Consider the following 18,655-nt stretch of genomic DNA (forward strand, 5'->3'; position numbering starts at 1 on the left):
AGGGGGTGGAGAGGTGTTTCCCGCGAGCCGCAGAATGGGCCTGCGCGGGAGGGTCGTGACCAGGGAGACCGCTTCACCCCTACCGATTTTTGTAGGGGGAAGCGGAACAGCGTCAGGAGCCGGTCTTTTGCGGTGCTGCAGGGGCGGGGTCGTTAGCGGCGGGTTTGTCCTGTAGTGAAGGCGTTGTCGCCGGACGGGTGGCGGGCAGCGCATCGCAGGGTTTCTCCTGCGGGCAGATCAGGTCCAGCATCTTAAGGGTGACGCCGTTGGTCCAGCCAAAACCGTCCTGCAGTGGATATTCCCCACCGCCGCCGCCGGTGCCGGTCGAACTCACATCATACTTCTCCACCAGCTTTTGTTTGCTGTCATAGGTATGCTGCACGTTGGTCAGGAAACGCCAGCTGACCTCCATGGCGATCTTCTGCTGGCCATAGTTTTGCAGCCCCTCGACGGCCACCCACTGCAGCGGCGCCCAGCCGTTGGGGGCGTCCCACTGCTGGCCGCTGTTGACGGTGGTGGTGGTCAGCCCGCCGGGTTTGAGCAGCCGCGACTCGGCGGCGGCCGCCACTTTCGTCGCCCGCTCGCGTGACGCGGCATTGACGTACAGCGGGAACAGCGCCGCGGCGGTCAGCTGATTGCGCACCTTGTGGCTTTTCAGATCGTAATCGGCGTACCACCCCTCTTTTTCATTCCACAGGTATTTCTCGATAGCCTGCTGGCGGGTGTTGGCCAGCGCATCGTACCGCGTAGCGCCAGCGCTGTCCCCCGCAGCTTTACTGGCGCGGGCGAGGGTTTTCTCCAGATGGAACATCAGGGCATTGAGATCGACCGGAACAATCGAGGTGGTGCGAATGGTGGCGAGCTGCTGCGGATTGTCCATCCAGCGGGAGCTGAAATCCCAGCCGGAAGCGGCGGCGGAGCGCAGGTCGCGATAGATCTCAGTGGCCGGACGATTCGGGTTGCTTCTGGCGGTTTTGACGTCGTCAAGCCAGGACTCGGGGCGCGGGGTGTCGTTATCGTCCCAGTAGCGGTTGAGCAGCGCGCCATCGGCCATCCGCACCGCCCGTTTGTCGGCGCTGCCGGGAGCCAGCGCGTCCGCCCCTGCCATCCAGTAGCGATACTCTTTCTCCAGCTGCGGCTGGTAGGTTTTCAGCACCTGGTCGCCATCGTGCGTCGCCAGCAGGCTTACCATAAAGGAGAAGAAGGGGGGCTGCGAACGGCTGAGGTAATAGGTGCGGTTACCGTTGGGGATATGGCCCCAGGTGTCAATTTCCGCGGCGAAGTTGGCGACCATATCTTCGACTTTATCCCAGTGACCGCTTTCGGCAAGACCCAGCATGGTGAAATAGCTGTCCCAGTAATAGACTTCGCGAAAGCGTCCTCCGGGGACCACGTAGGGCTTAGGCAGCGGCAGCAGCGAGTCCCACTTTTCCACCTCGACGGTGCTGCGGGTCAGGACCGGCCACAGGCCGTCGATATGCTGACGCAGGGTTTGCCCTTTGGGCGGCACATAGGTGTCGTTCTCTTTCGGCAGCGTGAAGTTCAGCTCGACGAAGTGGCGCAGGTCGAAGCTGGCCTGGTTTTTTTGCATCCGGTAATCGGCAAGGATCATCAGCGGATCGCTGTTAGGGATCGCGTCGGCGAAGGTTTTTTGATCGGCAAAGAGCTTCGCGCTCTGGACATCATTGAACAACGGGCCCAGCAGAATATCCGGCGAGGGTGGCGGCGCGGTTTTGCCGTCTTCCGCCTGGACATTCAGGCTCATCAGGGCGAGCAGGGCGCCGCCGATCGCCAGGCGCAGGGAACAGGGCAAAGCAGCGGGACGATGTGCATCAGTACTCGTCATGGGGAGTTCTCCTTATCATTATCGACTGCGGGCCACGACGTTTGGCCATCCAAAAACCTTAGACGAATATCTGCCGCTGCGCGTGTCAGGGGTAACATTTTGCGCGAAAACAGAGGATTTACCTGCCTGGTTTTCTGCTACAACCGCCGGCAACGCGATTAGGCTTACAGGCAAGCCAAGGCGCCCGGGCCACTGGCCACGGCGCGCTGGCGGCGGGTACCAGCGGATCGAGAGGGGCTGTGAGGTCCGGCCTGCGGCACACTGGCTGACGGCGCTGGCGTCCACCATGGCGCAAAAATCGTCGCCCTGCCTCACGACGGTGCAACCGCAGCCGGGCGCAGGCGGCCATCGTGGCGATTTTTTGCACAATCAGACGGCGGGTCAGAACCGATTTGCACAACGCCGCGGCGGCGGATGACCTGGCATAATTAATGCTTATCTCTTACCGGGATTACCACAAAGTGAGTACAACCGGAGGAGACGGCCATGATAAAAATAACGCTTCCTGACGGGCATTATTATGACGAGATGCTGACCGCCCAGGGTGAACAGCGGCCGCACTATAATGCCTGGTGGCAATGGTTTCGCAACACCGATCAATTCTCTATCCGGCAGAAAAAAGCGCAAGCGGAACTGCTCTTTCACCGTATCGGCATCACTTTTAACGTTTACGGCGAGGATGAAGGGACCGAGCGGCTGATCCCGTTTGACAGCGTGCCGCGGATCATTCCCGCCGGGGAGTGGCAGCGCATTGACCGCGGTATACGCCAGCGGGTGAAAGCGCTGAACGCTTTCCTCTATGACATCTATCATGAGCAGAATATCCTGCGTGCGGGGCTGATCCCGGCCGAACAGGTGCTGGCCAACGAGCAGTATCAGCCGTGCATGCAGGGCATCAACCTGCCAAACAACACCTATGCCCATATCACCGGCGTCGATATGGTGCGCAATAACGACGGTCAGTACTACGTGCTGGAGGATAATCTGCGCACGCCGTCCGGTGTCTCCTACATGCTCGAAAACCGTAAGATGATGATGCGCCTCTATCCGGAGATGTTCGAGCAGCATCACATTGCGCCGGTGGAGCGCTACCCGAGCTACCTCCTGCAGACCCTGCGCGAAAGTTCGCTGGTGGATGATCCCTGCGTCGTGGTGATGACGCCGGGTCGCTTCAACAGCGCCTACTTCGAGCACAGCTTCCTGGCGCAGCAGATGGGGGTCGAGCTGGTGGAAAGCGCCGACCTGTTTATTAAAAACGGCGCGGTGTATATGCGCACCACCGAGGGGCCGCGGCGGGTGGATGTGATTTATCGCCGCATCGATGACGCCTGGCTCGACCCGCTGGCCTTCCGCGCCGATTCGATGCTCGGCGTACCGGGGCTGCTGTCCGTTTATCGCGCCGGCGGCGTGGTGCTGGCCAACGCCATCGGCACCGGGGTGGCCGACGACAAATCGATCTATCCGTACGTCCCGGAGATGATCCGCTTTTACCTCGGCGAACAGCCGATCCTCAGCAATATCCCCACCTGGCAGTGCCGGAAAGCGGAGGACCTGCGCTACGTGCTGAGCAATCTGGAGCTGATGGTGGTCAAGGAGGTCCATGGCGCCGGGGGCTACGGCATGCTGGTCGGCCCGCGTTCCACCAAAGAGGAGCGGGAGGCCTTCCGCCAGCGCCTGCTGGCCAATCCGGCCAACTATATCGCCCAGGACACCCTCGCGCTGTCGACCTGCCCGACCTTCGTTGATGAAGGGCTGTCGCCGCGGCATATCGATTTACGCCCCTACGTGCTGTCCGGGCAGGAGATGCGGCTGGTGCCTGGCGGCCTGACCCGCGTGGCGCTGACCGAAGGGTCGCTGGTGGTCAACTCGTCGCAGGGCGGCGGAACCAAGGATACCTGGGTGATGGAGGATGACGCATCATGCTAAGTCGTACGGCGAGTGAACTGTTCTGGATGGCCCGCTATCTTGAGCGGGCGGAGAGCTACGCCCGGGTGCTGGACGTGACCTGGAAATTATCAATGATCCCCCGCCACAGTCAGCAGTCGCGAGATCTGGCGCTGCCGCTGAATTTGTCGATGACCCACGAGCTGTTTCAGGCGCGCCACGCCCGCTTTACCATGAGCAATCTGCTCAACTTTTTTGCCCTCGATGGCAACAACCCCTGCAGTATTTACAGCTGCGTGGAGATGGCGTGGAACAACGCGCACGCGGTGCGCGGCAGTCTGTCGGCCGAAGTGTGGGAGAGCATCAATGCCACCCGCATCGAGCTGCGAACCCTCCGCCAGCAGGGGCTGGGCGAGCTGGGGAGCGACGGCTTTTTCGAGTGGGTGAAAGAGCGGGTGCATCTGTTTCGCGGGGCGGTGATTGGCACGCTGCTGCGCAACGACGCCCTGAGCTTTATCGGTATCGGCACGCTGATCGAGCGTGCGTTCGCCACCACCCAGCTGCTGCTGATTAAGGATCAACAGCTGACCAACGATCCGGACCCGGTGCGCGAATACTACCGGCTGGATACCCTGCTCAATGCGGTCAGCGCCCGCGAAGCATACAACAGCCTCTACCGCCAGCCGGTCAGTCGCGAAACGGTGATGGAGCTGCTGATCCTGCGTAATGATATTCCACGTTCGCTGCGCGCCAGCATTGCCGACCTGGTGGGCGAACTGGAGAAGATCGCCAACGATCGCTCCTATCAGCCGCTGCGCCTCGCCCATCAGCTCAACGTTGACCTGCGCTTCAGCACCCGTGACGACCTGGCGCAGGCGGACCTGCAGACCACGCTTAACGGACTGCTGGCGAGAATTAACGCCCTGTCCGACAGCATCAGACAAACCTATCTGGAGGCCTTATGAAACTGGTCATCGATCATCTCACCCGCTACGGCTACGATGAAGAAGTGAAGTTTTCCACCCAGTATCTGCGCCTGACGCCTCGCAGCACCGGACGGCAGACCATCACCGCCTGGACGCTGACCCTGCCGGACGGCGCGGCGGTGACCACCACCGACGGTTGGGGCAATGTGCTGCATGTGCTGACGCTGGATAACCCGCACAAAGAGATCACCATCCGCGCCAGCGGGATTGTCGATATCGCCGACGAGGGGGAAGAGACGCGTGATGAAGAGGCCGAGCTGCTGTCGCCGCTGGTTTTTCTGCGCTCTACGCCGCTGACCCGCGCCGATACGGCGATCCGCGATTTTGCCCAGCGCCTCTATCGTCCCGATGCGGCGGAAGAGAGTTTGAATCAACTGATGGCGGATCTGCTGTTAAGAATGCCATACTCCCCCGGCGCGACCCAGGTGCAGGACTCCGCTGCCGACGCCTTCGCCCGGGCGAAGGGAGTGTGCCAGGATCATACGCATGTTTTTCTCGCCTGCTGCCGGGCGCTGGAGATCCCGGCGCGCTACGTCAGCGGCTATGTTTACAGCGATAACGCCCAGCATGTGGCGATGCATGCCTGGGCGGAAGTGTGGCTCGACGGCCGCTGGCTGTCGTTTGATATCACCAATAATACCCGTCGTCTGAATCAGCATCTGCGGCTGGCGACCGGGCTGGATTATCTCGACGCCTGCCCGGTACGGGGCACCCGGTTGGGCGGCGGCGGGGAGATTATGTTAACCAACGCTGAAGTGCGCGAACACAGCCAGCAGGCGCAGCAGCAATAATACGGGAATAACCGCAATGACCTACTGTGTGGCCATGTGCCTGGCGGATGGACTGGTGTTTGCTTCCGACTCCCGCACCAACGCGGGCGTCGACCATATTGCCACTTTTAAAAAGCTGCACGTTTTCCATCAGGAAGGGGAACGGGTGCTGGTGCTGCAATCCGCCGGCAACCTGGCCACCACCCAGAGCGTGATAAGCCTGCTCAGCGCCCGGATCCGTACCCAGCAGGAGCCGAACCTGATGCAGGTGACTTCCCTCTACGACGCCGCCATGCTGATCGGGAAAACGCTGCTGGAGGTGATCCAGCGCGACAGCAGCAACCAGCAAAACTGCAGTAACACCAACTTCAACTGCAACCTGCTGCTTGGCGGCCAGATCGCCGGCGAAACCCATCGTCTGTTCCATATTTATCCGGAGGGCAACTTTATTGAAGCCACCCGCGACACGCCTTATTTCCAGATTGGCGAAAGCAAGTACGGCAAGCCGATCATCGATCGGGTGCTGACCATCGATACGCCGCTGGAGCAGGCGATGTGCTGCGCGTTGATCTCCATTGACTCGACGCTGCGCAGTAATCTGTCCGTCGGTCTGCCGCTGGATACGCTGCTCTACCGCAGCGGCAGCCTGAGCAGCGCCGGGCAGCATCGCATCACCGACAGCGATCCCTACTTCAACCGCATCCGCAAGGCGTGGTCGGAAGGGCTGTTGCACACCTTCCGGACCCTGCCGGCCTGGACCCCAGCGGAGCGGGAAGAGGAGTAGTCTCTGCGCCGCTCCGCCGGCCACGCCGGCGCGAAGGCGGATAAGGCGCCAGCCCCCAGCGGGCAAGAAAGGGGGTACGTTGCCTGCGGTGGATTGCCGGGCGGCGCTGCGCTAACACCGGCCTGCAGTGACCGGGGATCGACGTTCATCCCGTAGGCCCGGCAAGCTTAGCGCCGCCGGGCGATGGGCCATCTTAACCGGATGGTGGTTGCAGCGAACGTCTCCCCTTAACTCATACCACGGCTGTCAGAATCCCACGCTATTTGCACGCCATCGACCCGTTGCGCCATCGACGGCATTCTCTGATTCATGCGGAACGCAAACGCGCTTTTTGGCAAAGCTAAGTAAATTAAATACTTTGTTATTTAACGTGTTATCTCACATCTTCGGAGGAAATGAGGCAACACGGCAAGGTATGGGAAGTGAAGGAAAAGAAGACGGCTGTCTATGTGGATGAGCAACAGCGCATCCTGATCCGCCAGCTGGCGCGCAGCTGGCTGTGGCGCAGCGAGCTGCCGACCTGGCTGCTGATTGTGACGGTTTACGGCGGCTGGTTTGCCTGTGTGACGAGCTGGCGGACGCTGGGACTGTTTCCGGCCACGCTGCTGCTAATCTGGTTTACCGCCTGGTATATGTCCTTACAGCATGAGCTGATCCATGGGCATCCCACCCGGCTGGCATGGTTCAACCAGCTGCTGGGGACGCTGCCGCTGGCGGTCTGGTATCCCTACGGCGTCTACCGCGACAGCCATCTGGCGCACCATCGCAACCATCTGCTGACGCACCCCGAGGACGACCCCGAGTCGTACTATGTGACGGCGGAAAGCTGGCAGCGCTTCTCTGCCTGGCAGCGCCGTCTTATCCACCTGCGCAATACCTTCTGGGGGCGTCTGCTGCTGGCGCCGCTGATGGATATCGTTCACACCCTGCGTAGCGCGCTGCGGGCTTTCCGCGCGGGCGACCGCCGCGCCATCGCCATGTGGAGCCTGCATCTGTTTCTGTTGACGGGTCTGCTGGCCTGGATGGCGGCGCAGGGTTTTTCCCCGCTGTGGTTTGTGCTGGCGGTGAGCTACCCGGCGCTGGCCCTGACCAAAGTGCGCTCTTTTCTCGAACACCGGGCCGCGGATGACCCGCTGGCCCGCTCGGTGATCAACGAGGCCGGGCTCCCCTGGCGGGTGCTGTTCCTCAATCTCAACTACCATGCGGTACACCATGACCTGCCAGGGGTCCCCTGGTACGCTTTACGTCGGCTGTATCTGCATCGCCAGGCGGCTTATCTGCAGCGTAATCAGGGGTTCCTGGTGCGCGGGTACGGTGAGTGGCGACGCCATTTTAGCCGCCGGGCGGTGGCGGTGAACGCCCATCCAGGCTTTGGCGAACAGGCGCAGGCGGGAGGAGAACATGGCTGAACGTATGACCTTTCCTATGTATGCCATCCACCGACAACAGACCCAGGCCCTGCGGCTGGCGGTGCAGTCGCTGCTGGCTGAACGCGGCGTGAAGGTGGCGGAGGACCCTCCGGCGGCCGATCCCGAGGATCTGCTGGCCCACTGGCGCCAGCCGGGGCTGTTGCTGAGCCAGACCTGTGGCTATCCGCTGGTGACCCAGCTGCCGGAGGTGCAGACGGTGGGCTGCTTCCACTACGCCGCGCCCGGTTGCGAGGGGCGCCGCTACCGCAGCCTGCTGGTGGTTCGCGAAGCGGATAGTCACCGGATGCTGGCGGACTTTTTTGGCCGCCGCGCGGTGTGCAATGCCGAGCACTCGCAGTCTGGCTACAACGTGCTGCGCAAAATGGTCGCGCCGCTCTCCCGGCAGGGGCGATTTTTTTCGGCGGTGGTGTTCAGCGGCAGCCATCGGCAGTCGCTGCGCGAGCTGCAGCAGGAAAACGCCGATATCGCCGCCATCGACTGCGTGACCTACGCTCTGCTGCAGCGCCATCAGCCGCAGGCCCTGGCAGGCCTGGCGGCGATCGGCTGGAGCCCGGCCGCGCCAGGCCTGCCGCTGATCACCGCCGGCGCCACCCCGGCGGCGACGCTGAACAGCCTGCGCGAGGCGCTCCAGCAGCTGGTGAGCGATGCGCGCTATCGTCGCCTGTGCGACGCCTTGCTGATCTGCGGCTATAGCGATATGTCGCGGGAGGCCTATGCTCCGCTGCTGGCGTGGCGGGATGAGGCCGCGGCGCTGGGGGTCAGTCAGCTGTAGGTAAAATGCCCCGGCCAGCGATCTGCGCCGGGGCGGGCCATGGCAAGCTACGGCGTCGGCGGTAACGCGGGGCGGGACGGGGCGGTGAAGCGGTTTTCCACCGCCGGCAGACCGAGCTTTTCACGCAGGGTGCCGGGCGGATAGCGGTCGCGCATGACGCCGTTACGCTGCAGAAGCGGCACCACCTGGTCAATAAAGCGGTCAAAGTCTCCCGGCAGCAGCGGGAACATCAGGTTGAACCCATCGGCGGCGCCCGCCTGCCAGGTCTCCGTTAAGGTGGCGGCAATCTCCTCGGCGCTGCCCAGCAGCAGCCAGCTATCAGAACTCTGTAATAACAACTTCCCCAACTCCAGCAGGGTGAGCTGCGGATCGTACTGGCGGATAAGCTTCAGCGCGGTACGGATGCCGTCAAAGCTCTCTTCATTGGGGAGCGGCGGCAGAGGTTGGTCCCGCGGCAGGGCGCTGAGATCCATTCGAAGATAAGAGGAGAGCAGATCGATAGCCATCTGGTCGCTCATGAGCTGCTCGTTAAGCTGCTGGCGGGCCGCCTTCTCCTCGCCGGAGTTCACCACCACCGGCAGGACCCCGGCGATGATTTTGAAATGGGCCGGATCGCGCCCGTGCTGGCGCAGCCGCTGGTTCATCTCTTCGCGATAGGCCAGCCCCTCGGCGACCGAATGAATAAACACGAAGTGCATATCAGACCAGGCGGCGGCCAGCGCTTTTCCCGCCTCCGAAGAGCCGGCCTGCACCAGCAGCGGATGGCCCTGCGGCGGGCGAGGTACGTTGAGCGGGCCGCGGACGCGGAAGTACTCGCCCTGATAGTCGAGGTGATGCACCTTGTCGGCATCGGCGAAGACTCCGCGCGCTTTATCAAAGATTGCCGCGCCATCTTCCCAGGAATCCCACAGGCGAGTGACCACGTCGATGAATTCATTGGCCCGCTGGTAGCGGGTGCCGTGGCGGGGAAGCTGCTCCAGACCGAAGTTTGCCGCTTCTTCTTCCAGCCATGACGTCACCACATTCCAGCTTGCCCGGCCATTGCTGAGGAAATCCAGCGAGGCAAAGTACCGGGCGAGATTATAGGGTTCGTTATAGGAGGTCGACGCGGTGGCCATCAGGCCGATATGCTCCGTTACCGCGGCGAGGGCGGAGAGCAGCGTCAGGGGTTCAAGCCGGGCGTTGGCATAGTGGCTCAGGCCGCTGGGCACCGTATCCCACACCGCGATATGGTCGGCGACAAAGATAGCGTCCAGGGTCGCCGCTTCGGCCTTACGCGCCAGGCTGGCGTAATAGTCGAGGGTAAATATGTCCGCTTCAGGCGCGTCAGGGTGGCGCCAGGAGAAACGGTAATCCCCCTGTGGGTTATAAAAGAAGAGGTTCAGGATCATGTGTCGGTTAGACATAGCGTAGACTCGCGGCTGAACGCCATCCGTGGCGGGGTGACGGTCAGTGTTGGGATAGGTTGGCATTAACCCACTGTTCGGCGACGGCCGCCGGATCTTTATGCTGGAGATCTACCTGCTGGTTGAGGGCAATCAGCGTGGCATTGTCCAGCTTGCCGGAAACCTCATTGAGCACGGCGCCTATCTCCGGCGTCAGACTGGCTTTGCGCACCAGCGGCACCACGTTCTGACTCGGTTGTTCATGTTTATCATCCTCGAGGACCACCCATTTCTCCTTCGCCAGATTGCCCTGGGTGGAGACGACCGTCGCGACGTCGATTTTGCCCGAATTGAGCGCCAGCCGGGTGAGCGGCCCACCCATGTCCAGCGATTTCACCGCTTTGAACTCAAGACCATAGACGCGCTTCAGCCCCGGCAGGCCCAGGGCGCGTACCGCCAGCTCCGGCGGTCCGCCGATCACCAGCTGCGGGGCGACGGGCCTCAGGTCGGAGAGGGTGCGCAGATGGTATTTCTCCGCGGTCTCGGTACGTACCGCCCAGGCGGTGATCGAGGTGGCCGGGGCCGGGTTCAGCAGGGTGAAATCGGCGGGCAGGGCCTGGGCCAGCTCTGCGCTGACGTCCTGCTGGCTGGTGGCCTCGGTTTTGCCGTTATAGAAATTGAGCAGGGCGCCAAGATATTCCGGAACGATATCGATCTCACCGCTCTGCAGCGCCGGAATAATAATTTCCCGGTTGCCGAGGTTGAGACGGGTGTTGGCCTCAATATGATTTTTCTTTAGCGCGCTGGCGTAGATGTTGGCGAGAATGGAGCTTTCGGTAAAGTTGGCCCCGCCCACGGTGACGCCGGCGGCAAAGGTGTTAACGCTCAGACTGAAGAGCCCGGCGGCCAGCAGCGAGAGACGAAATCGACGGGCGGTGACGGCCTTGCCAAATAATTGCTTCATAATACCTCTTGTATTTTCAGGTTAATCAGCGCCAGGCGCTGAGGGTAATGTCAGGTACACGTTAATAAGGCGCGGCAATTCGGCGGTGGGTCAGGCGTCCGGCGCAGCGGGCGAAAAGCAGTTCGCCGCCTATCGCCAGCAGGGAAACCACCAGCGAACCGCCGATCACCTGCGGGATATCCCGTTGCCCGAGGCCATCGATCAGAAAACGTCCCAGCCCGCCCAGGCCGGCATAGGCTGCGACTACCGCCGTGGCGATAAGCTGGACCAGCGCGGTGCGCATCCCGGCGAGGATCAGCGGCGCCGCCAGCGGGATCCGCAGCTGCCACAGGCTTTGCCAGGGGGTCATACCCAGCGCGATGGCCGCATCGCACAGCGGGCGGTCGGCGTGATAAATCCCCACCCAGGTGTTAGTGAGAATGGGCGGAATAGAAAGCGCGATCAGCGCCGCCAGCACCGGGATATCGTTAAAGCCGAAAACGATGATGCATAATAAAATCAGCCCTAACGAAGGGATGGCGCGGCCAAGATTAAACAGGTTGATCACCACGAAGGCGCCTTTGCGCCAGTAACCCAGGGCGATGCCGAGCGGCAGGGCAATGGCGCAGGCAACGGCCATGCTGACCAGCACGTAATATAGGTGTTGGCCCAGGCGCAGCAGGATGCCATCGTCGCCCAGCCAGTGCTCCGGCTGGGTTAACCAGTGAAAGGTGGCGAGAAGCAGCGTCATCATTTCGCCCACGGCGTTAGCCAGTCGCCGAGACGGGCAATCAGCCCGTCAAAGACCAGCGAAAGTACAAGACTGAGGACCAGGCTGACGACAATTGGCGTCAGAAAGTCCTGATTAAAGCCCGCCATCAGCAGCTGCCCGAGCCCGCCCTGACCGATCAGCGCGGTGACAGTGACCAGGCCGACCAGCGTCACCGAGGCAATGCGCAGCCCGGCAAACAGAGAGGGCAGCAGCAGCCACAGCTCGATATCGAAGAAGCGGAAACCGCGGGTGTAGCCGAGCGCCCGCGCCGACTCCAGCGCCGCCTGCGGCAGCTTCTCCATGCCGGCCAGCACGTTGCGCAGCAGGATCAACAGCGAGTACAGCGTCAGGCCAATCAGCGAGGTGGTCAGCGACAGCCCGGTAAACGGCAGCAATAAAATAAACAGCGCCAGCGAGGGAATGGTAAACAGCACGCCGCAGAGGGTGATGAGCGGCTGCGCCGTCGCGGGCCAGCGCAGGGTAATGGCTAACAGGCCGCCGGTGAGCAGGGAGCCGAAAAACAGCGCCAGCAGGACCATCCGCGCATGCTGCCAGAGAAGATCGCCGATCATCGCGCGGTTATCGATAACCCAGCCCCAGTCAATCATGAGGTCTCACCCCCACCGCGCCGTCGAGCACCTGCTGCAGCAGGGCGTGGGACACCGCCCCCTGGTATTGTCCTTCGCTATCCACATGCACCAGCACGCCGGTCGCCACGTCGAGCAGCGCGCTGTAGGCGAAACGCAGGCTGTGGCTGCTGGCGAGCGGGCGCTCCACCGGCAGGGTGAGACCGTGTTGCGGATCGAACCAGTGCAGCGGACGTCGCTGGCGGTCAAGCACCAGGCGCAGCGGGCTGGCCAGCGGTGGATGGGCGCTGGCGATCGGCGTCAGCGCTTCGTCGAGCAGGGGGACATCGTGACGCGGCAGCTGGCCGACCTGAATCATACCCAGCCGTTTCAGATTGGGCTCCGGGCCGATAAAGCGGCGCACGAACTCGCTCGCCGGGTGGGCCAGAATACGGTCGGGGGTATCAAACTGCGCCAGCACGCCGCCTTCCTGGAAAATGGCGATTTTATCGCCGAGGCGGATCGCTTCATTGATGTCGTGGGTCACTAATACAATGGTTTTCTGCAGCCGCTGCTGCAACAGCAACAGCTCGTCCTGGAGGCGTTCACGGACCACCGGGTCGATGGCGGCGAAGGGCTCATCCATCAGTAAAATCGGCGGATCGGCGGCGATGGCGCGGGCGATGGCCACGCGTCCCTGCTGGCCGCCGGAGAGCTGATGCGGATAGCGGTGCAGCAGATGGCTGTCGAGCGACATCAGCGCTACCAGTTCGTCAATGCGCGCGCTGATGCGCGCTTTGCTCCAGCCCGCCAGCCGCGGCACGGTGGCGATATTTTGCGCCACGGTACGATGGGGAAAGAGCGCGGCGCTTTGCATCACGAAGCCGATCTGGCGGCGGACCTGGATAATATCAGCGTCAGCGAGGCGGACGCCCTGAATATAGACGTCGCCGCTGTCGGGAATATCCAGCTGGTTGATCATCCGCAGGATGGTGGTTTTTCCGCAGCCGCTCGGGCCGACGAAAGTGCAGAATTCGCCATGATCAATATCCAGACTGAGGTCGCGAATGGCCGGCTGGGCGCTGCCTGAATAGGTTTTGAAAAGATGCGCTAATTTTATCATGGCGGAATTCAACACTCTGAATAATAAAGTCCTGACCCGGAAAAAGTGGCGCCGGGATCCAGGCTCAAACTACAGAGCGCCTGCGGGGAGGGCAAATACGTTATTTGCATTTGCATAGTGAAAAGCTGGTTAATCAGTTGCGGTGGAAGAGAGGCCGGGAGGTTGTTTTATGGATTTGTGATCGGCAACACAAATGACTGCCTGCCAGGCGCCGCAAAAGATAAATTGCCAGGGTTGATTTTAATCAAAGTATGACCGCCTGCGATATGGCGGAAAAAGCCGCCCCCTCCGCCGCACAAGAAAAACAAGATTGTGAATTTAATGTTTCTTTGATGTAAATAATGCCTGCGCCTTTTTCCCGCCCGCCGCCGATAAAATGTGATGCCAAACCGACTTGTCGTTAAATAATGGCGTTGATTATGTCCGCTTTTTATTCTTTACAGCATTAATTTAATTTTCGCCTTTTTTATCGCCCTGACGGCGCGGGTCAAATAGCGTACAAAAAGCGTATTTTTTATCGCCATTTTGCCGTCGATGTTATCGCCATCAATTATTTTTATCCCCGCATTCGGTTACGGCAATAAACGCGCAAACGACGTTCACTATGATCTTAACGCATTGATTTTAAATGGATTATTCTGGGTGGGGAATCCTGCTAATCGGCCACGGCGGAGCCTTTGTGAGAGCTCTCACATAACCCGCTAATCGCGATTTGTTACACTTTCCGCCGTCAACAAAGGAATGAAAGTGAGACGTGATGAATACTTTTTCTCTGCCTAAAACTCAGCATCTGGTGGTTTTCCAGGAAGTGATCCGCAGCGGGTCAATCGGGGCTGGAGCAAAAGCGTTAGGACTCACTCAGCCGGCGGTCAGTAAAATCATTGGCGACATGGAAAGCTATTTTGGCAGCGAATTAATCGTCCGGCGAAATACCGGCGTCTCGCTCACCGAGGCCGGGCAGGTATTTCTGAACTGGTCAGAGGCGATCACCCGGGAAATGAAAAATATGGTCAATGAAATGAATGCGTTGACCAACAGCACGGTGGTGGATGTCTCCTTTGGTTTTCCCTCGCTGGTGGGGTTTACCTTTATGTCGGAGATGGTGCATCAGTTCAAAATGACCTTCCCCAAGGCGCGGGTATCGATGTATGAGGCGCAGCTCTCTGCCTTCTTGCCGGCGATCCGCGACGGGCGCCTCGACTTTGCCATCGGGACGCTGAGCGATGAGATGAAGCTGCAGGACCTGCACGTCGAGCCGCTGTTTGAGTCTGAGTTTGTGCTGGTGGCGAACCGGGCGCGGATCGGCAACGGCACCGTCCGCCTGGCCTCGCTCCAGCACGAGCAGTGGGTGCTGCCGGAGACCAATATGGGCTACTACAGCGAACTGCTGACCACCCTGCAGCGCAGCGGCATCCGCCGTGAAAATATCGTCAATACCGATTCGGTGGTGACGATCTATAACCTGGTGCTCAATGCCGATTTTTTGACGGTCATTCCCTGCGACATGACCACGCCGTTCGGCTCGAGCCAGTTTGTCACCATCCCCATTAAAGAGGCCTTGCCGGTGGCGCGCTATGCGGCGGTGTGGTCGAAAAATTACCGGCTGAAAACCGCGGCGGCGTCGCTGGTGGAGATGGCGAAACAGTATTCATCGGGGCAGGGCAACCGCCACTGGCAGCCAATAGAAATTGCCTGACTGATATTAATTAAATAATCCAACAACCATCCTCGCTGTTGTCAGCAGGATGACGCCCGGTCATTGACTTTATATTAAGATACAGAGGCCATAATGCATATTACCTACGATCTTCCGGTATCCATTGACGATATTCTCGAAGCGAAGCAACGCCTGACAGGAAAAATATATAAAACGGGTATGCCGCGGTCGAATTATTTTAGCGAACGCTGCAAGGGTGAAATATTTCTTAAATTCGAAAATATGCAGCGCACGGGTTCATTTAAAATTCGCGGCGCCTTTAATAAGCTCTGCGGCTTAACCGCAGCGGAAAAACGCAAAGGGGTGGTGGCCTGCTCAGCGGGCAACCACGCCCAGGGCGTCTCGCTCTCCTGCGCCATGCTCGGCATTGACGGGAAAGTGGTGATGCCGAAAGGGGCGCCGAAATCAAAAGTCGCCGCCACCTGCGATTATTCGGCGGAGGTGGTGCTGCATGGCGATAATTTTAACGATACCCTCGCCAAAGCCAGCGATATTGTTGAACTTGAAGGCCGTATCTTTATTCCCCCCTATGACGATCCCCAGGTTATTGCCGGGCAGGGCACCATCGGTCTCGAAATATTAGAAGATCTGTATGACGTGGATAATGTCATTGTGCCGATTGGCGGCGGGGGCTTAATTGCCGGCATCGCGATTGCGATTAAATCTATTAACCCGACGATCCGCATTATCGGCGTGCAGTCGGAGAATGTTCACGGCATGGCCGCCTCCTGGTACGCCGGAGAGATCACCAGCCATCGCCACGCCGGCACCTTAGCCGATGGCTGCGATGTCGCCCGCCCGGGAAAACTGACCTATGAAATCGCCCGCCAGCTGGTGGATGACATCGTCCTCGTCAGCGAGGACGACATTCGCCAGAGCATGGTCGCCTTAATTCAGCGCAATAAAGTGATCACCGAAGGGGCCGGAGCGTTGGCCTGCGCCGCGTTATTAAGCGGCAAATTAGACAGCTATATCCAGAACCGCAAAACGGTCAGCCTGATTTCCGGCGGCAATATCGATCTCTCGCGGGTATCGCAAATTACCGGTTTTGTTGACGCTTAATTCAATACATAAGTGAGGACAGGATATGAGTACGACTGAGAGCATTGCATCCAGCCAGACAAGCCTTTCGTCCTGGCGTAAATCCGACACCACCTGGACCCTGGGCCTGTTTGGCACCGCCATCGGCGCCGGGGTGCTGTTTTTCCCCATCCGCGCCGGCTTCGGCGGGCTGATCCCGATCCTGGTGATGCTGGTGCTGGCCTATCCCATCGCCTTCTATTGCCACCGGGCGCTGGCGCGGCTGTGCCTGTCGGGGGCTAACCCCTCCGGCAATATCACCGAAACGGTGGAAGAGCATTTTGGCAAAACCGGCGGGGTGGTGATCACCTTTCTGTACTTCTTCGCCATCTGCCCGCTGCTGTGGATTTATGGCGTGACGATCACCAATACCTTCATGACCTTCTGGGAGAACCAGCTGCAGATGCCGGCCCTCAACCGCGGAGTGGTGGCGCTGCTCCTGCTGCTGCTGATGGCGTTTGTCATCTGGTTTGGCAAAGACCTGATGGTCAAGGTGATGAGCTATCTGGTGTGGCCGTTTATCGCCAGCCTGGTGGTGATCTCCCTGTCTCTAATCCCTTACTGGAATAGCGCGGTGATTGATCAGGTGAACCTCAGCGATATCGCCTTAACCGGTCACGACGGCATTCTGGTGACAGTGTGGCTGGGCATCTCCATTATGGTGTTCTCCTTTAACTTCTCGCCGATCGTCTCCTCGTTTGTGGTCTCCAAACGCGAAGAGTATGAAGCGCAGTTTGGCCGGGAGTATACCGAACACAAATGCTCGCAGATCATCTCCCGGGCCAGCATGCTGATGGTGGCGGTGGTGATGTTCTTCGCCTTCAGCTGCCTGTTTACCCTCTCGCCGCAGAACATGGCGGACGCCAAGGCGCAGAATATCCCGGTGCTCTCCTATCTGGCGAACCACTTTGCCTCGATGTCGGGCGCCAAATCCACCTTTGCCACCCTGCTGGAGTATGGCGCGTCGATCATCGCCCTGGTGGCCATCTTCAAATCGTTCTTCGGCCACTATCTCGGCACCCTCGAGGGGCTGAACGGTTTGATCCTGCGTTTCGGCTATAAAGGGGATAAAACCCGGGTCTCCAGCGGCAAGCTCAATACCCTGAGCATGGTGTTCATCATGGGCTCGACCTGGGTGGTGGCCTATGCCAACCCCAATATCCTCGACCTGATTGAGGCCATGGGCGCGCCCATTATCGCCTCGCTGCTGTGCCTGCTGCCGATGTACGCCATTCGTAAAGCGCCTTCGCTGGCCAAATACCGTGGCCGTCTCGATAACCTCTTTGTGACCGCCATTGGTCTGCTGACCATCCTCAATATCGTTTACAAACTGTTCTAATCCGGCTCAGGCCACGCGGAGTACAACATGACTGAATTTCCGGTAGTGCTGGTGATCAACTGCGGCTCGTCGTCGATCAAATTTTCCGTACTGGACGCCGCCAGCTGCGACTGCCTGCTCAACGGCGTAGCCGAGGGCATCAACGCGGACCAGGCGTCTCTCTCGCTCAACGGCGGCGAGCCGGTGGCGCTGGCGCCGCGCGGCTACGAAGGCGCCCTGCAGGCGATTGCCGGGGCATTAGCCCAACGCGATCTTATCGACAGCGTGGCCCTGATTGGCCACCGCGTCGCCCACGGCGGCGACCTCTTCACCGAGTCGGTCATTATCAGCGAGGAGGTTATCGACAATATTCGCCAGGTATCGTCCCTGGCCCCGCTGCATAACTACGCCAGCCTTAGCGGCATCGCCTCGGCGCAGCGGCTGTTCCCGGGGGTCATGCAGGTGGCGGTCTTTGATACCAGCTTTCACCAGACCCTGGCCCCGGAAGCCTTTCTCTATGGCCTGCCGTGGGAGTATTACCAGAACCTCGGGGTGCGCCGCTATGGCTTCCACGGAACCTCTCACCGCTATGTCTCCCGGCGCGCCCTGGCGCTGCTCGGGTTGCCGGAGCAGGAGAGCGGCCTGGTGATCGCCCACCTGGGCAATGGCGCCTCGATCTGCGCGGTGCGCAACGGCCGCAGCGTGGACACCTCGATGGGGATGACGCCCCTGGAGGGGCTGATGATGGGCACCCGCAGCGGCGATGTCGACTTCGGCGCCATGGCGTGGATTGCCGCGGAAACCCGGCAGACCTTCAGCGACCTGGAGCGGGTGGCCAACACCGCCTCCGGCCTGCTGGGGATCTCCGGCCTTTCCTCCGACCTGCGGGTACTGGAGCAGGCCTGGCATGAGGGCCATGCCCGCGCCCGCCTGGCGATCAAAACCTTCGTCCATCGCATCGCCCGCCATATCGCCGGCCACGCCGCCGCGCTGCAGCGTCTCGACGGCATTATTTTCACCGGCGGGATTGGCGAAAACTCGGTGCTGATCCGTCGGCTGGTGAGCGAGCGGCTGGCGGTCTTTGGCCTTGAGATGGACGCCGCCCGCAACCAGCAGCCTAATTCGGCCGGCGAGCGCCTGATCTCCGCCGACGGCAGCCGGGTGCGCTGCGCGGTTATCCCCACCAATGAAGAGCGCATGATTGCCCTCGATGCGATCCGCTTAGGCCGGATCCACACCGCGGCGGCGCTGGCCTGATTTTTTTATTCTGTAGAGAGAC

17 protein-coding genes are annotated in these 18,655 nt (G+C 60.5%); 10 read left to right on the forward strand and 7 right to left on the reverse strand.

The window, feature by feature from the left end:
* Positions 1–112: 112 nt before the first annotated feature.
* Positions 113–1,846 carry an alpha,alpha-trehalase gene (locus LGM20_RS09515; protein ID WP_044523940.1) on the reverse strand — a complete coding sequence of 578 codons (1,734 nt, stop codon included), beginning with the start codon at positions 1,844–1,846 and terminating at the stop codon, positions 113–115.
* Between the two features lie 486 nt (positions 1,847–2,332).
* Here LGM20_RS09515 and LGM20_RS09520 point away from each other — a divergent pair, with 486 nt between their 5' ends.
* The 6 genes from LGM20_RS09520 (at position 2,333) to LGM20_RS09545 (ending at position 8,472) form a co-directional block, all read left to right on the forward strand.
* Positions 2,333–3,772 carry a circularly permuted type 2 ATP-grasp protein gene (locus LGM20_RS09520; protein WP_004180417.1) on the forward strand — a complete coding sequence of 480 codons (1,440 nt, stop codon included), beginning with the start codon at positions 2,333–2,335 and terminating at the stop codon, positions 3,770–3,772.
* Positions 3,766–4,695 carry an alpha-E domain-containing protein gene (locus tag LGM20_RS09525; protein WP_002910835.1) on the forward strand — a complete coding sequence of 310 codons (930 nt, stop codon included), beginning with the start codon at positions 3,766–3,768 and terminating at the stop codon, positions 4,693–4,695. Before LGM20_RS09520 ends, LGM20_RS09525 begins: the two co-directional genes overlap by 7 nt.
* On the forward strand, positions 4,692–5,507 hold the full coding sequence (locus tag LGM20_RS09530; RefSeq protein WP_044523937.1) for a transglutaminase family protein: 816 nt from the start codon (positions 4,692–4,694) through the stop codon (positions 5,505–5,507). The genes LGM20_RS09525 and LGM20_RS09530 overlap by 4 nt, the downstream gene beginning before the upstream one ends.
* A 16-nt stretch (positions 5,508–5,523) precedes the next feature.
* Positions 5,524–6,270, forward strand: a complete 747-nt coding sequence (locus LGM20_RS09535; protein WP_023290198.1) for a proteasome-type protease — start codon at positions 5,524–5,526, stop codon at positions 6,268–6,270.
* Positions 6,271–6,692: 422 nt separating this feature from the next.
* Positions 6,693–7,679 (forward strand): fatty acid desaturase, encoded by a 987-nt coding sequence (locus LGM20_RS09540; RefSeq protein ID WP_162823517.1) that lies wholly within the window; start codon positions 6,693–6,695, stop codon positions 7,677–7,679.
* A complete protein-coding gene (locus LGM20_RS09545) occupies positions 7,672–8,472 on the forward strand; it encodes a phosphate/phosphite/phosphonate ABC transporter substrate-binding protein (protein ID WP_044523933.1) in 801 nt (266 codons plus the stop codon). The genes LGM20_RS09540 and LGM20_RS09545 overlap by 8 nt, the downstream gene beginning before the upstream one ends.
* Before the next feature lie 47 nt (positions 8,473–8,519).
* Here the strand turns inward: LGM20_RS09545 and LGM20_RS09550 are convergent, their stop codons facing one another.
* From LGM20_RS09550 to LGM20_RS09575, 6 genes are all read right to left on the reverse strand, one after another.
* Positions 8,520–9,944 carry an LLM class flavin-dependent oxidoreductase gene (locus LGM20_RS09550; protein ID WP_319921955.1) on the reverse strand — a complete coding sequence of 475 codons (1,425 nt, stop codon included), beginning with the start codon at positions 9,942–9,944 and terminating at the stop codon, positions 8,520–8,522.
* Positions 9,922–10,821, reverse strand: coding sequence for an ABC transporter substrate-binding protein (locus LGM20_RS09555; protein WP_044523928.1), 900 nt, complete (start codon positions 10,819–10,821; stop codon positions 9,922–9,924). Before LGM20_RS09555 ends, LGM20_RS09550 begins: the two co-directional genes overlap by 23 nt.
* Before the next feature lie 61 nt (positions 10,822–10,882).
* Positions 10,883–11,551, reverse strand: coding sequence for an ABC transporter permease (locus tag LGM20_RS09560; protein ID WP_023290193.1), 669 nt, complete (start codon positions 11,549–11,551; stop codon positions 10,883–10,885).
* A complete protein-coding gene (locus LGM20_RS09565; RefSeq protein ID WP_044523926.1) occupies positions 11,551–12,180 on the reverse strand; it encodes an ABC transporter permease in 630 nt (209 codons plus the stop codon). Before LGM20_RS09565 ends, LGM20_RS09560 begins: the two co-directional genes overlap by 1 nt.
* Complete coding sequence (locus tag LGM20_RS09570; RefSeq protein ID WP_044523923.1) at positions 12,173–13,261, reverse strand: ATP-binding cassette domain-containing protein; 1,089 nt, start codon at positions 13,259–13,261, stop codon at positions 12,173–12,175. Before LGM20_RS09570 ends, LGM20_RS09565 begins: the two co-directional genes overlap by 8 nt.
* A 437-nt stretch (positions 13,262–13,698) precedes the next feature.
* Complete coding sequence (locus tag LGM20_RS09575; protein WP_218811005.1) at positions 13,699–13,821, reverse strand: hypothetical protein; 123 nt, start codon at positions 13,819–13,821, stop codon at positions 13,699–13,701.
* A gap of 197 nt (positions 13,822–14,018) precedes the next feature.
* Here LGM20_RS09575 and tdcA point away from each other — a divergent pair, with 197 nt between their 5' ends.
* From tdcA to tdcD, 4 genes are all read left to right on the forward strand, one after another.
* Complete coding sequence (gene tdcA, locus LGM20_RS09580; RefSeq protein WP_032453338.1) at positions 14,019–14,957, forward strand: transcriptional regulator TdcA; 939 nt, start codon at positions 14,019–14,021, stop codon at positions 14,955–14,957.
* A 93-nt stretch (positions 14,958–15,050) separates the two neighbouring features.
* Positions 15,051–16,040, forward strand: a complete 990-nt coding sequence (gene tdcB, locus LGM20_RS09585; RefSeq protein WP_044523922.1) for a bifunctional threonine ammonia-lyase/L-serine ammonia-lyase TdcB — start codon at positions 15,051–15,053, stop codon at positions 16,038–16,040.
* A gap of 25 nt (positions 16,041–16,065) precedes the next feature.
* Positions 16,066–17,397, forward strand: coding sequence for a threonine/serine transporter TdcC (gene tdcC / locus LGM20_RS09590; protein ID WP_032453337.1), 1,332 nt, complete (start codon positions 16,066–16,068; stop codon positions 17,395–17,397).
* A gap of 27 nt (positions 17,398–17,424) precedes the next feature.
* Positions 17,425–18,633: a propionate kinase gene (gene tdcD, locus LGM20_RS09595; protein WP_044523920.1), complete on the forward strand. Its 1,209-nt coding sequence runs from the start codon at positions 17,425–17,427 to the stop codon at positions 18,631–18,633.
* The last annotated feature ends 22 nt before the right edge of the window (positions 18,634–18,655 follow it).

This window comes from Klebsiella quasipneumoniae subsp. quasipneumoniae (assembly GCF_020525925.1).
In the GTDB taxonomy this organism is placed as follows: Bacteria; Pseudomonadota; Gammaproteobacteria; order Enterobacterales; family Enterobacteriaceae; genus Klebsiella; species Klebsiella quasipneumoniae.